Below are 15,657 nucleotides of genomic sequence, written 5' to 3'. Positions count from 1 at the left end.
GACCGTCCTCAATGCCGCCGCGGCCATGCCCGACGGCTACAAGGCCGTCGTGCTGCAGGGCTCGAGCACCGGTGCGCCCTTCGCCCGCGAAGGCGATACCAGCTGGCCGCGCAACCTGGCCGTGGTCTTCTCGAAATTCGACGAATTCTCCCAGACCATGTGGGGCGTGCCCACTGCCCAGGGCGTGACCACCAGCCCCAAGCTGCAGACCGTCTTCGGCACCACCGATGGGACCATCATCACATTTCCCGCCAGCGGCACCGGTGGCTGGGAGGCAGCGATTTCCAACACGCTCAGCCCCGGCGACAAGGTTCTTGTGGCACGCTATGGCATGTTCAGTCACCGCTGGATCGACATGTGCCAGCGTCACGGGCTTGACGTTCAGATCATCGAATGCCCCTGGGGCGGCGGTGCGCCCGCGGACAGGTTTCAAGAGGCGCTGAGCGCCGACACCGATCACGCCATCAAGGCGGTTCTGGTCACCCATAACGAGACCGCGACAGGCGTGAAATCCGATATTGCCGCTGTGCGCCGTGCGATGAATGCCACCAACCACCCGGCGATGATGTTCGTCGATTGCGTCAGCTCGCTTGGCTCGATGGAGTTCCGGATGGACGACTGGGGCGTTGATGTTGCCGTGTCTGGCTCGCAAAAGGGGTTCATGCTGGCGACCGGCATGGCGATCCTTGCGGTCAGTCCCAAGGCGATTGCCGCGATGGACACCGCCAAGCTGCCGCGTACCTTCTTTGACTTCCGCGACATGATGAGTGCGAATGCAGCGGGCGGATATCCCTATACGCCGCCGTTGCAGCTGATCTACGGCATGGCTGAAAGTCTCAAGATGCTGTTCGAGGAAGGGCTTGATAACGTTTATGCCCGCCATCATCGTCTTGCGACCGGTGTGCGCCGCGCGGTTGATGCCTGGGGCCTCAAGCTTGTGGCGCAAAGCCCGGATCTTTATTCCGATACGGTCAGCGCTGTCTTCGTGCCCGAAGGCTTCGACAGCAATGCCCTGATAGAGCATGTCTTTGCCACCTATGGTGTCAGCTTTGGCATCGGCATGGGCGAGATGAACGGCCGCGCCTTTCGGATCGGCCACCTCGGAAGCCTGACCGACACGATGGTTCTGTCGGGTCTTGCCACGATCGAGATGGCGATGGCCGATCTGAACTATCCCGTTAAGCTGGGCAGTGGCGTTGTCGCGGCGCAGGAATATTTCCGCGCCACCACCGCACCGGCCCTGGCCAAAGCCGCCTGAAGGAGAGACCGGAATGCTTGATATCAAAACGGCGAGCCAGCTTACGATTGACGACATGCTGGCGGCGCGCGAACGCATCGCGCCCTATATCCACCGCACGCCGGTTCTGACCTCGTCTTATCTCAATGATCTGACCGGGGCAGAGCTGTTCTTTAAGTGCGAGAACTTTCAAAAGGCCGGGGCGTTCAAGGTGCGCGGGGCCTCGAACGCGGTCTTTGGCCTGAGCGAAGAGATGGCCAAGCGCGGCGTCGCCACGCATAGTTCCGGCAATCACGCGCTTAGCCTGAGTTATGCCGCCGGGCGTCGCGGCATTCCCTGTCACGTGGTCATGCCCCGTACTGCCCCCGAGGCGAAAAAGGCCGCCGTTCGCGGTTATGGCGGCATCATCACCGAATGCGAGCCCTCGACTACGAGTCGCGAAGAGGTGTTTGCCCGTGTGCAGGCCGAAACCGGTGCCGAATTCGTGCATCCCTATAACGATCTGCGGGTCATCGCGGGGCAGGCGACCTGTTCGGCGGAACTGCTTGAGCAGACCGAGGGCCTTGATGCGGTGATCGCGCCGATTGGCGGCGGTGGCATGGTGTCGGGCACCTGCCTGACGCTCAGCAACCTTGCGCCGGACGTCAAGATTTACGCCGCAGAGCCGGAACAGGCCGATGACGCCTGCCGCAGCTTCAAGGCGGGTCATATCATCGCGGATGACGCGCCGGTGACGGTGGCGGATGGCCTCAAGGTGCCGCTCAAGGAGAACACCTGGCATTTCGTGTCGCACAACGTGACCGATATCCTGACCGCGAGCGAGCAGGAAATCATCGACGCGATGAAGCTGACCTGGCAGCGCATGAAGATCGTGATTGAGGCAAGCTGTGCTGTGCCGCTGGCCACGATTCTGAAGAACCGCGAGACCTTTGCCGGCAAACGCGTCGGCGTGATTATCACCGGTGGCAATGTCGATCTCGACACGCTTCCCTGGATCAAGTGAGGATACTGAAATGAACAAGCCTGTGACATTTGACGATCTCGAAGTCGGCTATGACGTGCCCGCCCTGCCGGGCATGGACGAGGCCGATATCCAGACGCCTTGCCTTGTGCTGGACCTCGACGCGCTAGAGCGCAACATCAAGAAAATGGGCGATTTCGCCAAATCCCACGGCATGCGTCACCGGGTTCATGGCAAGATGCACAAATCGGTCGACGTGGCCCTGTTGCAGGAGCGCCTTGGCGGGTCTTGCGGGGTCTGCTGTCAGAAGGTGTCAGAGGCAGAGGTGTTTGCCCGCGGCGGCATCAAGGATGTGCTGGTTTCCAACCAGGTGCGCCAGCCCGAAAAGATCGACCGCCTTGCCCGCATGCCCAAACTTGGCGCGCGCACCATCTGTTGTGTCGATGATATCGACAACGTGGCCGAACTTTCGGCCGCCGCGCAAAAGCATGGCACACAGATCGAATGCCTTGTCGAGATCGACGTTGGGGCGGGCCGCTGTGGCGTGCAATTTGGTCAGCCGGTGGTCGAGCTTGCCAAGGCGATCGAGGCCGCGCCGGGCCTGAAATATGCCGGTATCCAGGCCTATCAAGGCGCGATGCAGCACTTGGATTCATACGATGACCGCAAGGCCAAGACCGACATCGCAATTCAGCAAGTGTCTGATACACTCGATCTTCTAAAGGCAGAAGGCATCGAGAGCGATATCGTCGGCGGCGGCGGTACCGGATCCTATTACTTTGAATCGGCTTCGGGCGTGTTCAACGAACTTCAGTGTGGCTCTTACGCCTTCATGGATGCCGATTACGGTCGTATCCTTGACAAGGACGGCAAGCGGATTGACCAGGGCGAGTGGGAGAACGCGCTGTTTATCCTGACCTCTGTCATGAGCCACGCCAAGGCCGACAAGGCGATTGTCGATGCCGGCCTCAAGGCGCAGTCGGTCGATAGTGGTCTGCCGACCATCTATGGCCGCGATGACGTGGAATATGTCAAATGCTCGGACGAGCATGGCGTGGTGTCCGATCCCAAGGGGGTGCTCAAGGTCAATGACAAGCTGCGCCTTGTGCCGGGTCACTGCGATCCGACCTGCAACGTGCACGATTGGTATGTCGGCGTGCGGAATGGCAAGGTTGAAACCCTCTGGCCGGTCTCGGCACGCGGCAAGGCATATTAAGACCCCGACCCCGGACAACAAGGGCGGCCCGCCGGGTGTGGGCCGCCGCTATCAAACCAGAATACTGTTGGAGAAGAACCAGATGAGCGCCAATACCGATGACGGGCTGTTGATTGTCAGCGAAGAGATTTGCGAACAGGTCATTCGCCGCCCCGACGCCTTTTCGGCCGTCGAGGCCGTGTTCGGCGCGATGGCGCGCGGTGATGCCTATAACTTTCCGGTGGTCCGCGAGGCGATTGGCCATGCCGATGCCCTGTATGGCTTCAAATCGGGCTTTGACCGCGCCGGCATGGTTCTTGGCGTCAAGGCGGGGGGCTATTGGCCGGGTAATATGGCCAAGGGCCTGACCAATCACCAATCGACGGTCTGCCTGTTTGATCCCGATACCGGGCGCTTGACGGCGCTTGTTGGCGGCAACTACCTGACGGCGCTGCGCACGGCTGCCTCTTCTGCGGTGTCGATTGCGCATCTGGCACGCAAGGACGCACGCGTACTTGGCATGGTCGGCGCCGGTCATCAATCGACGTTCCAGTTGCGTGCCGCCGCCGAGCAGCGCGATTTCGAGCGTGTCGTCGCCTGGAACCCGCACCCTGACATGCTGCCGCGTCTGGCGGCCGTGGCTGAAGAGCTTGGCCTTGCCTTCGAGGCGGTCACGCCCGAGGAACTTGGCGCAGAGGCCGATGTGATCATCACCATCACAAGTGCGTTCGAGCCGCTGATCATGGCCGATTGGATCAAGCCGGGCACGCATATCGCCTGTATGGGGACCGATACCAAGGGCAAGCAAGAGGTCGATCCGGCGCTGTTCAAATCCGCCACTGTCTTTGCCGATGAGATCGCGCAATCCATCACCATCGGCGAGGCACAGCATGCGATCGCCAGTGGCCTTGTCGGCGAACGTGATCTGACGGCGATTGGCGCGGTGATCAATGGCACCCATCCGGGCCGCCGCAGCGCCGAAGAGATCACGCTTTTCGACGGAACCGGCGTCGGGCTCCAGGATCTGGCGGTGGCCTCGGTTGCGGCACGGCTGGCGCGCGAACAGGGATTGGTGACGCCAGTCGCCCTTTGAGGGGCGCGGCGGGGGCGGTGCGCCGCCCCTAAACCTGCTCAAAAGGGCGCAGGCTGTCGCGGAAGATTTCCATGAATTCCAGCGTGATCATCGAAGGGTGCTTGTGCAGCGGGCGCACAAGCGCAAGGCGGTGTGCCACTGCGGGCGCAAAGGGGCGGAACGCAAGCCCACGCCCCGCATATCCCGCCGCATCCAGCTCGCTTATCACCGACAGGCCGACGCGGCGCAGAACCAGTTCGCAGGCGGCGGTGAACTGTCGTGTCTCGACGATCGAATTCATCTCGATGCCTTGCGACAGGAACGCCTCTGTCAACTCGCGGTAAAATGCGGAATCGCGGCGGGTGTGTATAAGCCGCTCGTCCGCAAGATCGGCGGGGGTGATCACCTCGCGCGCCAAAAGCGGATGATCTTCGGGCATGATACAGACCGAGCGCACCAAGATCGTCTCGCTGGTGACCGCCGGGTGAGCGTCGAAATTGTCGGTGATCGCGACATCATATTGCTCGCCGACAATCCATTCCAGAATGCGTTCGGGGCGGTCGGGCTCTATCGTGGCGGTGACGCCGGGGCGATCCGACAGGAACCGGGCGAGAATTTCGGGCAGATGGCTCGTCGCGAACCCCGGCAGGCAGGCGATGCGCAGATGCCCCGCCTTGCGATCGGTCAAATGGCGGCTCACCTCGCCGATATGATCGAGCATTTCCAGAAGGCGATGGATATCGGGCAGCAAAAATCGCGCCTCTTGCGTCGGGATAAGACGGCCGCCGCGACGGTCAAAAAGCTGAAAGCCGACCTCGGTCGCAAGATCGGACAAGAGGCGGCTTACGGCGGGTTGCGAGATGCCCAGGACGTCTGCGGCGCGGGTCATCGACCCGGTTTCGGCAACACATTCAAGTGCTTCCAGCTGTCGCAGACGCAGACGGGTCGGCATGATCGAGGCTTTCCTAGGTTCCCGCAGTATATGACAATAATATGATATTATAAATAGGCCAAGAAAAGTGGTGTTGCGTTATGTCGGTTTCCGTGTAGCGTGTGCCCTGTTCTAACATCGCGGCGGACCGCGCAAGGCGGTCTGCCATGTCACCTGGGAGGAAGACATGCATAAGACTGCCTTTGGCGCATTGCTCGCCGGAACCACGATGCTGTCGCCGATGGCGGCCATGGCGCAAACCGACATTCAATTCTGGCATGCCTTTACCGGCCGCCTTGGCGAATTGGTCGCGGCACAGGTCGAGACATTCAACAGCAGCCAGAGCGACTATCACGTGACGGCGACCCACAAGGGGAACTATTCGGAAACCCTGAATGCGGGCATCGCCGCGTTCCGGGCTGGCGAACAGCCGCAGATCCTTATGGTCTTCGAGGTCGGCACCGCCACGATGATGTCGGCCAAGGGCGCGATCAAGCCGGTCCATGAGGTGATGGCCGATGCAGGTGCAGATTTTGACCCTGATGCCTATATCGGTTCGGTCAAAGGCTATTACACGTCGACCGACGGGCAGATGCTTTCGCTGCCGTTCAACTCGTCCACGCCGGTTTTGTGGGTCAACCGCGACGCGCTTGCCGGGGCGGGGATCGACCCGGATACCGATCTGTCGACCTGGCAGAATGTGGATGCGACCCTGGACAAGCTGAAAGACGCAGGCCACGACTGCCCGCTGACCACCGCCTGGCAAAGCTGGATCCACCTTGAAAACCTCTCGGCCTATCATGACGTGCCGTTTGCCACCAAGGATAACGGGTTCGCCGGTCTCGATACCGAGCTTGCCCTGAACGGCCCGGTGCAGGTGCGGCACATCGCGCAGATGGGCGAATGGGCAGGCGAGGGCAAGTTCATCTATGCCGGGCGACGCAACGAGGGCGGCGCCAATTTCCGTGCCGGGGAATGTGCGCTCTTTACCGAAAGCTCTGCGGGTTATGCCGGGATCAAGGCCGAGGCACAGTTCGATTTCGACGTGCGCCCCCTGCCTTATTGGGACGGGGTGGATGGCGCGCCGCAGAATACCATCATCGGCGGCGCATCCCTCTGGGTGATGGAAGGGCATGAGGCCGAGGAATACAAAGCCGTCGCCGCGTTCCTGAATTTCCTCTCGTCGACAGAGGTTCAGGCAAAGTGGCATCAGGATACCGGGTATCTGCCGATCACGATCGCGGCCGGTGAAAAGACCCGCGCCGACGGGTTTTACGCGGCCAACCCCGGCACCGATGTGGCGGTGATCCAGATGACGGCGAAACAGCCGACGGCAAATTCCAAGGGGCTTCGCCTTGGCTCGTTTGATCAGATTCGCGGTATCATCGACGAAGAGCTGGAGGCGGTCTGGTCCGACGACAAGGATGCGCAGGCGGCGCTTGACAGCGCGGCGACGCGCGGCAATCAGCTGTTGCGCCGTTTCGAGCAGGCCAACCGCTAAACGCCTGTGATCGGGCCGGGATTCGTCCCGGCCCTTTTGACCCAAGGGGCCGATCATGGAAAAACGCGTCACCTTCAAAGGCTGGCTGTTGCCGCTCTGCCTGATTGCGCCGCAGGTGGTCATCTCGGCGGTGTTTTTCTTTTACCCGGCGGGGCAGGCGGTCTGGCAATCGCTGTTCATTCCAGACCCGTTCGGATTGTCGTCGCGTTTCGTTGGCCTGGGCAATTTCGAATACCTTCTGGGCGATCCCTATTACCGAAGCGCCTTTGTCACCACGGCGATCTTTTCGACGCTGGTCACGCTGACCGCCATGGTGCCCGCGCTGTTTCTGGCGGTGCTTGCCGACAGGCTTGTAAAGTCGGCGGGGGTTTATCGCACGCTTCTGATCTGGCCCTATGCGGTGGCGCCTGCGGTGGCGGGGGTGCTGTGGCTGTTCATGTTCAACACCCGTGTCGGGGTGGTGGCCTGGTATCTTGGGCAATTGGGCTATGACTGGAACCACGTGTTGAACGAAGGCGAGGCGATGGGCCTTGTGGTTGTCGCCTCAAGCTGGGGGCGGATCAGCTATAACTTCCTGTTCTTCTTTGCCGCGCTTCAGGCGGTGCCGCGCTCGATCATCGAGGCGGCGGCAATTGATGGCGCGCGCTTTTGGCGGCGGTTCTTCACCATTGTTTTGCCGCTTCTGTCGCCTACCACGTTTTTCCTTTTGGTGGTCAACGTCGTCTATGCCTTTTTCGAGACCTTTGGCGTGATACATACCATCACCAGCGGCGGGCCGCAGCAGGCCACGACGATCCTTGTCTACAAGGTGTTTTCCGACGGCTTTGTCGGTCAGGATCTCGGATCGTCCGCCGCGCAATCGGTGATCCTGCTGGTGGTTGTGGGACTGTTGACCGTGGTGCAGTTCAAATTTGTCGAGAAACGGGTGCATTACTGATGGCGCGCGAGGTCACAGGCATGGTCGAGCGGCGCGGCATGGGCCTTTGGTTCACGCATCTGCTGATGATCGCCGGGGTGCTGGTGATCTTCTTTCCGATCTGGCTTGCCTTTGTCGCCTCGACCGTCACCCAACCCGAGATCGTGCAGCCGCCGATGCCGCTCTGGCCGGGGGACAGGTTCATCGAGAACTATACCGCCGCGCTTTTCTCGGGGGTGAACGTGCCGGTGCTGACCATGCTGGCCAACTCGATGGTGATGGCCATCGGCATCGCGGTTGGCAAGATCGTCATCTCGCTTCTGTCGGCCTTTGCCATCGTCTATTTCCGCTTTCCGGGGCGCAATATCTTCTTCTGGCTGATCTTCCTTACCCTGATGCTACCGGTCGAGGTGCGGATCGTGCCCACCTACGAGGTGATCGCGGGCTTTGGTATGCTCAATAGCTATTCCGGCCTGATCTTTCCGCTCATCGCCTCGGCAACGGCGACTTTCCTGTTCCGTCAGTTCTTTCTGACCGTGCCGGATGAGCTGGCCGAGGCGGCGCGGGTCGATGGCGCGCGTCCGATGCGGTTTTTCTGGGATATCCTCTTGCCGATGAGCCGCACCAACATCGCGGCGCTCTTCGTGATCCTGTTCATCTATGGCTGGAACCAATACCTCTGGCCGCTTCTGATCACCACCGATCCGTCGATGAACACTATCGTGATGGGCATCAAGCAGATGTTCCCGAGCGGCGATGACGTGGCCGACTGGCCGGTGATCATGGCCACCTCGATCCTTGCAATGGTGCCGCCGGTGGTGGTGGTCATCTCGATGCAGAAACTCTTTATCCGCGGGCTTGTGGACAGCGAGAAATAGACGACATGGCAACTGTAGACCTCGACAATATCAAAAAGCGCTTTGGCAATACCGAGGTGATCAAGGGCGTGAGCCTGAGTGTGCAGGACGGCGAATTCATTGTCATCGTCGGCCCTTCGGGCTGTGGCAAGTCAACGCTTTTGCGCATGGTTGCCGGGCTTGAAACGATCAGTGAGGGTGAATTGCGCATCAATGGTCAGCGCGCCAATGAGCGCGAGCCGATGGATCGCGATATCGCCATGGTGTTCCAGAATTACGCGCTCTACCCGCATATGAGCGTGGCCCAGAACATGGGCTATGGCCTCAAGATCGCAGGGTTGCCCAAACCCGAGATCGCCGCCAAGGTCGCTGAGGCCGCCAAGCTGTTGCAGCTGACCGACCTGCTGGATCGCAAGCCGAAACAGCTTTCGGGCGGTCAGCGTCAGCGCGTTGCCATGGGCCGCGCCATCGTGCGTGCGCCCTCGGTGTTTCTGTTTGATGAACCGCTGTCGAATCTCGATGCCAAGCTACGCGTTCAGATGCGTCTTGAGATCAGGGAATTGCAGTCAAAGCTTGGCATTACCTCGCTTTACGTGACCCACGATCAGGTCGAGGCGATGACCATGGCCGACCGGATGATCGTGATGAATGCCGGGGTGGCCGAACAGATCGGCACGCCGCTCGATGTCTACGAGCGCCCCGAGACATTGTTCGCGGCACAGTTCATTGGCAGCCCCTCGATGAATGTCATCGAGGCCGAGGCGCGCGACGGAATGCTTCACTTTGCCGATATCACCCTTCCGGCGCCATCGGGGATCACCGGCCCTGTCATGCTTGGGGTGCGCCCCGAGCATCTTGCGCCGGATCCCGAAGGGCCGATCGAAATGCAGGTCCTGCTCGCCGAACCCTTGGGCGCGAATACTTTGCTGCATGGCAGGCTGACCTCGGGGGCGGGCTTTACCGCAAGCCTGCCGGGCGTGCATCGGGTGGCACCGGGCGAGGGGGCGCTGCGCCTCTCGATTGAGGCGGGTAACATGCATCTCTTTGACGCAAAGACCGGGCGGCGGATTGGTTAGTCTGCCGATGCGTCCTCTGCCGCTTCGATTCTTTCGCGCATTTCATCGCTTTCATAGGTTGCCCAGGGCCGGTCGGTGGCGGTGGGCGGCAGGTCGCTTGCCTTGCGGTTCAGGTGCAGGTGCGTCTTGGCGAGGAAGTTGCCGGTGACCGGCGCGGTCAGGAACAGGAACAGCGTGATCATCAGCTCGTGAAACGAGAAGGTTCCGTTGACGAAATGCATGTAGAGCATCGACGCCACAAGCGCGCCGCCTACGCCGAGGGTGGTGGCCTTGGTCGGCGCATGCAGGCGCATCATCGGATCGGGCAGTTTGATAAGCCCGAAAGAGCCGACCAGCCCAAAGACGCCACTGATCACCAGACAGGCCGAAATCAGAATTTCTATGATCATCGCTCTGCCTCTTATTCGATAATGTCGCCACGCAGCAGGAAGCGCGTGAAGGACACGGTTGAGATAAAGCCGGTCATGGCAATGATCATCGAAGCCTCGAAATAGACGGTCGTGCCTTCGAGGATGCCAAACAGCGCCAAAAGCGCGATGGCGTTCACCACCAAGGTGTCGAGCGCCAGAATGCGGTCGCCGGGGCCGGGGGACTGGATGATGCGATAGATATTCATCAGCAAGGCCAGCCCATAACAGGTAAAGGCGAACAGGAGGGCATATTCGATCATTCGAAAATCTCCTTCAGGCGGCGTTCATAGCGGTTCTTGATGTCGTCGCGGACCGCATCCGGGTCAGGGGCATCAAGGCAATGCACCAACAGGCTGCGGCCATCTGCGGACAGGTCGCTGGATATCGTGCCGGGGGTCATGGTGATGGTGCCCGCCAGCACGGTAATCGCCTCGGGGGTGCGCAGTTCAAGCGGGATGCTGATCCAGGCCGGCTTGATGGTCGGGTTGGCCTTGAACAGGATGATATAAGCCACCTGAAAATTGGCCACGATGATATCCCAGATCACCAAAAGCACATAGGCCACGATGCCTGGCACACTCGTGAGGCGCGGGCGGTTGGGCCAGTAGGGCGAGGTGATGACCGGAATGATCAGCCCCAGAATCCCCCCCAGCACCAGATTGCCAAGGGTCAGTTTGTTCACCAGCATCTGCCAGACCACGATCAGCGTCAGGGTCAGCAATGGATGGGGCAGGATCTTGCGCAGCATCTTGGGCCCTCCCTCAGCGTTGGCCGAGAACGGCATTGATATAGCCGCTCGGGGTGTGAATTTGATCCGCCGTGGCCTCGACAAAGCCGGTCACGGGGCCTGCAAAGACCGACAGGGCGGTGATGCCTGCCAGCAGGATAAAGCTCGCCACCAGCGGCAGGGCCGCGGCGCGCGGTGTCGTGGCGGGCGCGGCGTCGGTCTCGGGCTCGTCGGTGGGCGGTTCGGCGGGCACGGTTTTCCAGAAGACGATGCTACCGGCCTGGGCAAAGCCAAGGATGCCCACGAGGGAGGTGATCAGGATCACCGACCAGATAAGCCAGACCTGCGGCATGTCGCGCACCGCATCGAGGATCAGAAGTTTGCCGATAAAGCCCGACAGCGGCGGCATCCCGGCGCTGGCAATCGCAGCACCAAAGAACAGGGCCGCAACAAGCCCTTGCTGCGCCATGCGCGGGGCGGGTATCAGCGCGCCGCGTGCCTCGCCGCGTTGCATGCGCACCAGATCGACCACCAGAAACAACAGCGCACCGGCAAGGGTGGAATGGATCATGTAATAGATTGCCGCGACGGTTGTCTCTGGGCGAAAGCCGGAAATGGCAATCAACAGCGTCCCCATGGATGCAATCGCCGCAAAGGCCGCCAGCCGCCCAAGCCGCCTGGCGCCCAGGATACCGATCATCCCCACCGCCAGCGTTACCAGCGCCGCGAACAGGATCAGAGGCGCAATGATATCGGCGGTCGCGCCAAGTTCCGGCCCAAAGACAAGCGTATACATCCGCAGGATCGCATAGGCGCCGACCTTGGTCATGACGGCAAACAGCGCCGCCACCGGGGCCGGGGCCTCGGCATAGGTTTCCGGCAGCCAGAAGTGCAGCGGCAAAAGCGCGGCCTTGATGGCAAATACCAGCAGCAGCAGCACCGCGCCGACCCGTAACAACCCGCTGTCACCCACCGGGATATCCGCCGCCCGCTCGGCCAAGTCGGCCATGTTGAGCGTGCCGGTCACCGCATAAAGCGTGCCAAGCGCGAACAGGAACAGGGTCGAGCCAAGCAGGTTGTAGATCACGTATTGCACACCCGCCCGCAGGCGCCGCCGCCCGCCGCCATGGATCATCAGGCCATAAGAGGCAATCAGCAGAACCTCGAAAAACACGAAGAGGTTAAAGGCGTCGCCGGTCAGGAAGGCGCCGAAAATCCCCATCAGCTGAAACTGGTAAAGCGCGTGGAAATTATTGCCGCGCTGATCCCAGCCGCTGCCGGTGGCATAAAGCAGCACCACCAGCGCAAGCGCCGCCGTGATAAGCACCATGAGCGCCGACAGGCGGTCGAGCACAAGAACGATGCCAAAGGGCGCGGGCCAATTGCCAAGCTCGTAGACCTCGATGCGGCCGGTCGCGGCAACTGCCGTCAGGCCAAGCGCAATCATCAAAAGCGCGATACAGCTTGCGAGCGAAAAGACCCGTTGCAAGCTTGGGTGAAAGCGCAATGTCAGCGTGATGACCGAGGCCATGACGGCTGGCAGGACAACGGGCGCGATGATCCAGTGGTTCATGCCTCGCCCTCCTGCTCGGCGGGGGTGTCGGCGGTGATGTTGACGGTATCGCTGCGCGACGACAGGTAAGAGCCAAGCGCCATGATCACGATCACGGCGGTCATCCCGAAGGAGATCACGATCGCCGTCAGCACAAGCGCCTGCGGCAGGGGATCTGTATAGGTTTCAACCCCATCGCGCAGAACAGGCGGCGCATTGACCACCAGCCGCCCGGTGGCGAACAAAAACAGGTTCACTGCATAGCTGAGCAGTGAAATGCCGATGATCACCGGAAAGCTGCGCAGCCGCAGCATCAGATAGATGCCCGCCGCGCTCAGCCCGCCAATCGCACTTGCCAGTAGCATTTCCATGTTACTTGCCTCCCTCGTCCTGGCCGTCCGCATCCGTGCGGGCCGGGTTGATATCCATCGGGAAGATGTTGACGGTCTCGCCTGCCCGGCGTGCCATGCTTGAGAGGCTGTTGAGGGCCAGCATCACCGCACCGACCACGGTCAGGAACACGCCGGTGTCAAACGCCATCGCGGTGGCCCACTCGAATTTCTCAAGCGGCGGTAATTTGATATAGCCATAAGCACTTGTCAGGAACGGCTTGCCCGCAAGCCAGGCGCCAAGTCCGGTCAGGCTTGCGATCAGAACGCCGACACCGATGGTGGCATGATAGGTCACCCGCTGGCGCGACTCGGCCCAGGCAAAACCCGAGGCCATATATTGCATCAGGAAGGCAATCGCCACGATCAGCCCGGCAATGAACCCGCCGCCCGGCTCGTTATGGCCGCGCAGGAAGATATAGGCGCCAACCATGAGCGCAATCGGCATCATGACCCGTGTTGCCACAACCATCATAAGCGGGTGACGATCGCCCGCCTCGCGGTATTTGGCCTGGTCCCAATTGGCAAGCCAGCGCCCGCCAGCCCCCTTGAGCACGGTATCGGTCAGCGCAAAGATCACCAGCGCCGCAATCCCGAGCACGATGATCTCGCCGTAGGTATCAAAGCCCCGGAAGTCGACAAGGATCACGTTGACCACATTGTTGCCGCCGCCGCCCTTGTAGGAATTGGCGAGGTGATAGGCCGAGATGCTTTCAAAGGCGAAATCGCTGATCAGGATGGCATAGGTCAGACCGGCCACCGCAACCCCGCCGCCAACGGCGATAAGCGCGTCGCGCATCCGGCGCGCCGGGCTGCTTTCAACCGGGGTGGTGCGGGGAATGAAGTTCAGCGCCAGCAACAGCAGGATGATTGTCACCACCTCGACCGAAATCTGCGTCAGGGCAAGATCGGGCGCCGAGAAATAGACAAAGCCAAGCGAAACTATCAGCCCGACAATCCCCATCAGCATCAGCGCCAGAAAACGGTTGCGATGGAAGGCCACAAGCCCGACCGTGGCCACGATCAGCAACATCCAGCCAATCGCGGGCAGGGCGGTAATCGGCAGCATTTCGCGCGTTGCGGGAAGGGTTTCGCCACCGACCCAGGCAAACCATCCGGCGGCCAGCACCGTCACCGTAAAGGTCGCGCCATTGCGTGTCAGCGCGCCATTGTGCACGCCGTTGGTGAAGGCGCGGCTTGCATGGGTGGCGGCGCGGGTGACGGCGTCAAACATCGTCTTGGCCTCGGGGCGCGGGGTTGCCAGCCAAAGCCGCATCAATGGCGCATGCAGCGCCAGAAGGATCGCACCGCCAAGAACTGCCGCTGCCGACATGAACAGGGCAGGGGTGATGCCATGCCATATTTTCAGGTGAAACTCGGGCAATGCACCGCCAGTTACGGCACCCGCACTGGTGCGCACGAGGGGCTCTGCCAGAAACGGCGCAAGGCCGATGGCGACGACCAGCACCACAAGAAACGCAGGGGCGGCCCACATGCCAAAGCCGGGATCATGCGGCTTGGACGGGTAATCATCGCGTACCGGCCCGCCAAAGACATGGACGATATAACGCAGCGAATAGGCCACCGAAAACAGCGCGCCCAAAGTGGCGAGCGCGGGCACGATCCAGTGATTTCCCTGCCAGACAGTGTGCGCGGCTTCTTCAAGCATCATTTCCTTGGACAGGAACCCGTTCAAAAGCGGGATGCCCGCCATCGACAATGCCGCGAAGACGACGATCACAAAGGTGATCGGCATCAGGTGACGCAAGCCGCCAAGGCGCTTGATGTCACGGGTGTGGGTCTCGTGATCGACAATACCCGCCGACATGAAGAGAGCGGCCTTGAAGGTGGCGTGGTTGATGATGTGAAACACCGCCGCGACAGCGGCCATCTTGGTGCCAAAGCCGAGCAGCATGGTGATCAGACCAAGGTGACTGACTGTTGAAAACGCCAGAAGCGCCTTGAGATCGTCCTTGAACAGGGCGATCTTGGCACCGATCAGCATGGTGATCAGGCCGGTGGTGGCCACGATATAGAACCACTCGGGCGTGCCCGCCAGAACCGGCCACATCCGCGCCATCAGGAACAGCCCCGCCTTAACCATCGTGGCCGAGTGCAGATAGGCCGAGACCGGCGTTGGGGCTGCCATGGCGTGCGGCAGCCAGAAATGAAACGGAAACTGCGCCGATTTGGTAAAGCAGCCCAAGAGGATCAGGATCAGCGCCGGCAGATACAGCGGCGAGGCCTGTATCAGATCTTTGTTTTGCAAAATCACGCTCAAGTCATAAGAGCCAGCGATATGGCCGAGGATCATCATGCCGCCAATCATGGCGAGCCCGCCCGATCCCGTCACTGCCAGGGCCATGCGCGCGCCTTGGCGGCCCTCTGGCAGGTGTTTCCAATAGCCAATTAGCAGAAAGGAGGAAAGCGAGGTGAGCTCCCAGAAGACAAGCAAAAGCAATATGTTGTCGGACAAAACGATACCGACCATCGCCCCCTGAAACAGCAGGAGATAGGTGTAGAACTGCCCCATTGGATCTTCGCGTGATAGGTAGAAACGCGCGTAAAGAATGATCAGCAAACCAATCCCGAGGATCATGGTGGCAAAAAGAAAGCCAAGCCCATCAAGAAAGAAATTTGCATTGAGGCCAAGCGCGGGCAGCCAATCGACACCCACCTGGATGATCTCGCCGCGAAACACAGCAGGGGCGTGCAGCATCAGGCCAACAAAGGCAAGGAATGTGGTAAGACCTGCAGCCGAGGCCGAGGCGTTGCGCCCGGCGCGGATAAGCAGAGCGGGGAAAACCGCTCCTAGAAACGGCAGGGCCGCAAT

15 protein-coding genes are annotated in these 15,657 nt (G+C 60.9%); 8 read left to right on the top strand and 7 right to left on the bottom strand.

Features of this window, described 5'->3' with window-relative positions; translation table 11 throughout:
* Positions 1-25: 25 nt before the first annotated feature.
* From QZ522_RS11845 to bhcD, 4 genes are all read left to right on the top strand, one after another.
* Complete coding sequence (locus QZ522_RS11845) at positions 26-1,258, top strand: aminotransferase class V-fold PLP-dependent enzyme (RefSeq protein ID WP_294611573.1); 1,233 nt, start codon at positions 26-28, stop codon at positions 1,256-1,258.
* Positions 1,259-1,271: 13 nt separating this feature from the next.
* Positions 1,272-2,240 (top strand): beta-hydroxyaspartate dehydratase BhcB, encoded by a 969-nt coding sequence (bhcB, locus tag QZ522_RS11840; RefSeq protein ID WP_294611569.1) that lies wholly within the window; start codon positions 1,272-1,274, stop codon positions 2,238-2,240.
* Positions 2,241-2,250: 10 nt separating this feature from the next.
* Positions 2,251-3,414 (top strand): 3-hydroxy-D-aspartate aldolase BhcC, encoded by a 1,164-nt coding sequence (gene bhcC / locus QZ522_RS11835; protein WP_294611566.1) that lies wholly within the window; start codon positions 2,251-2,253, stop codon positions 3,412-3,414.
* A gap of 82 nt (positions 3,415-3,496) precedes the next feature.
* A complete protein-coding gene (gene bhcD / locus QZ522_RS11830) occupies positions 3,497-4,486 on the top strand; it encodes an iminosuccinate reductase BhcD (protein ID WP_294611565.1) in 990 nt (329 codons plus the stop codon).
* A gap of 28 nt (positions 4,487-4,514) precedes the next feature.
* Here the strand turns inward: bhcD and QZ522_RS11825 are convergent, their stop codons facing one another.
* Positions 4,515-5,417 (bottom strand): LysR substrate-binding domain-containing protein, encoded by a 903-nt coding sequence (locus tag QZ522_RS11825; protein WP_294611563.1) that lies wholly within the window; start codon positions 5,415-5,417, stop codon positions 4,515-4,517.
* A 166-nt stretch (positions 5,418-5,583) separates the two neighbouring features.
* Between QZ522_RS11825 and ugpB the strand changes: the two genes are divergently transcribed.
* The 4 genes from ugpB to ugpC are packed head-to-tail and all read left to right on the top strand — an operon-like array spanning position 5,584 to position 9,746.
* Entirely contained in the window at positions 5,584-6,897 is a 1,314-nt protein-coding gene (ugpB, locus tag QZ522_RS11820) for a sn-glycerol-3-phosphate ABC transporter substrate-binding protein UgpB (RefSeq protein WP_294611561.1), read from the top strand.
* 55 nt (positions 6,898-6,952) lie between these two features.
* Positions 6,953-7,834: a sn-glycerol-3-phosphate ABC transporter permease UgpA gene (gene ugpA, locus QZ522_RS11815; protein WP_085828371.1), complete on the top strand. Its 882-nt coding sequence runs from the start codon at positions 6,953-6,955 to the stop codon at positions 7,832-7,834.
* 20 nt (positions 7,835-7,854) lie between these two features.
* Positions 7,855-8,691 (top strand): sn-glycerol-3-phosphate ABC transporter permease UgpE, encoded by an 837-nt coding sequence (gene ugpE / locus QZ522_RS11810; protein ID WP_294611571.1) that lies wholly within the window; start codon positions 7,855-7,857, stop codon positions 8,689-8,691.
* Between the two features lie 5 nt (positions 8,692-8,696).
* A complete protein-coding gene (gene ugpC / locus QZ522_RS11805; protein ID WP_294611552.1) occupies positions 8,697-9,746 on the top strand; it encodes a sn-glycerol-3-phosphate ABC transporter ATP-binding protein UgpC in 1,050 nt (349 codons plus the stop codon).
* On the opposite strand, the gene QZ522_RS11800 is transcribed toward ugpC, so the two are convergent.
* The 6 genes from QZ522_RS11800 to QZ522_RS11775 form a co-directional block, all read right to left on the bottom strand.
* The gene (locus tag QZ522_RS11800; protein ID WP_294611549.1) at positions 9,743-10,135 is read right to left on the bottom strand and encodes a Na+/H+ antiporter subunit G; all 393 of its coding nucleotides are present in this window, start codon (positions 10,133-10,135) and stop codon (positions 9,743-9,745) included. The genes ugpC and QZ522_RS11800 overlap by 4 nt on opposite strands.
* An 11-nt stretch (positions 10,136-10,146) precedes the next feature.
* Entirely contained in the window at positions 10,147-10,416 is a 270-nt protein-coding gene (locus QZ522_RS11795; RefSeq protein WP_294611544.1) for a K+/H+ antiporter subunit F, read from the bottom strand.
* Positions 10,413-10,904: a Na+/H+ antiporter subunit E gene (locus QZ522_RS11790; RefSeq protein ID WP_294611541.1), complete on the bottom strand. Its 492-nt coding sequence runs from the start codon at positions 10,902-10,904 to the stop codon at positions 10,413-10,415. Before QZ522_RS11790 ends, QZ522_RS11795 begins: the two co-directional genes overlap by 4 nt.
* 13 nt (positions 10,905-10,917) lie before the next feature.
* The gene (locus QZ522_RS11785; protein WP_294611538.1) at positions 10,918-12,456 is read right to left on the bottom strand and encodes a monovalent cation/H+ antiporter subunit D; all 1,539 of its coding nucleotides are present in this window, start codon (positions 12,454-12,456) and stop codon (positions 10,918-10,920) included.
* Complete coding sequence (locus tag QZ522_RS11780) at positions 12,453-12,806, bottom strand: Na+/H+ antiporter subunit C (protein WP_294611533.1); 354 nt, start codon at positions 12,804-12,806, stop codon at positions 12,453-12,455. Before QZ522_RS11780 ends, QZ522_RS11785 begins: the two co-directional genes overlap by 4 nt.
* Before the next feature lies 1 nt (position 12,807).
* A partial coding sequence (locus tag QZ522_RS11775; protein ID WP_294611530.1) for a monovalent cation/H+ antiporter subunit A occupies positions 12,808-15,657 on the bottom strand: 2,850 nt, incomplete at its 5' end.

Source organism: uncultured Roseovarius sp. (assembly GCF_913054395.1).
Classification (GTDB): domain Bacteria; phylum Pseudomonadota; class Alphaproteobacteria; order Rhodobacterales; family Rhodobacteraceae; genus Roseovarius.
The sequence above is the reverse complement of the archived record's forward strand: the minus strand, read 5'-3'. Positions and strand labels throughout refer to the sequence as shown.

Coding starts and splice junctions, on each gene's coding strand:
- QZ522_RS11845 (WP_294611573.1), top strand. CDS start 26: ATGCCCGACGGCTACAAGGCCGTCGTGCTGCAGGGCTCGAGCACCGGT.
- bhcB (WP_294611569.1), top strand. CDS start 1,272: ATGCTTGATATCAAAACGGCGAGCCAGCTTACGATTGACGACATGCTG.
- bhcC (WP_294611566.1), top strand. CDS start 2,251: ATGAACAAGCCTGTGACATTTGACGATCTCGAAGTCGGCTATGACGTG.
- bhcD (WP_294611565.1), top strand. CDS start 3,497: ATGAGCGCCAATACCGATGACGGGCTGTTGATTGTCAGCGAAGAGATT.
- QZ522_RS11825 (WP_294611563.1), bottom strand. CDS start 5,417: ATGCCGACCCGTCTGCGTCTGCGACAGCTGGAAGCACTTGAATGTGTT.
- ugpB (WP_294611561.1), top strand. CDS start 5,584: ATGCATAAGACTGCCTTTGGCGCATTGCTCGCCGGAACCACGATGCTG.
- ugpA (WP_085828371.1), top strand. CDS start 6,953: ATGGAAAAACGCGTCACCTTCAAAGGCTGGCTGTTGCCGCTCTGCCTG.
- ugpE (WP_294611571.1), top strand. CDS start 7,855: ATGGTCGAGCGGCGCGGCATGGGCCTTTGGTTCACGCATCTGCTGATG.
- ugpC (WP_294611552.1), top strand. CDS start 8,697: ATGGCAACTGTAGACCTCGACAATATCAAAAAGCGCTTTGGCAATACC.
- QZ522_RS11800 (WP_294611549.1), bottom strand. CDS start 10,135: ATGATCATAGAAATTCTGATTTCGGCCTGTCTGGTGATCAGTGGCGTC.
- QZ522_RS11795 (WP_294611544.1), bottom strand. CDS start 10,416: ATGATCGAATATGCCCTCCTGTTCGCCTTTACCTGTTATGGGCTGGCC.
- QZ522_RS11790 (WP_294611541.1), bottom strand. CDS start 10,904: ATGCTGCGCAAGATCCTGCCCCATCCATTGCTGACCCTGACGCTGATC.
- QZ522_RS11785 (WP_294611538.1), bottom strand. CDS start 12,456: ATGAACCACTGGATCATCGCGCCCGTTGTCCTGCCAGCCGTCATGGCC.
- QZ522_RS11780 (WP_294611533.1), bottom strand. CDS start 12,806: ATGGAAATGCTACTGGCAAGTGCGATTGGCGGGCTGAGCGCGGCGGGC.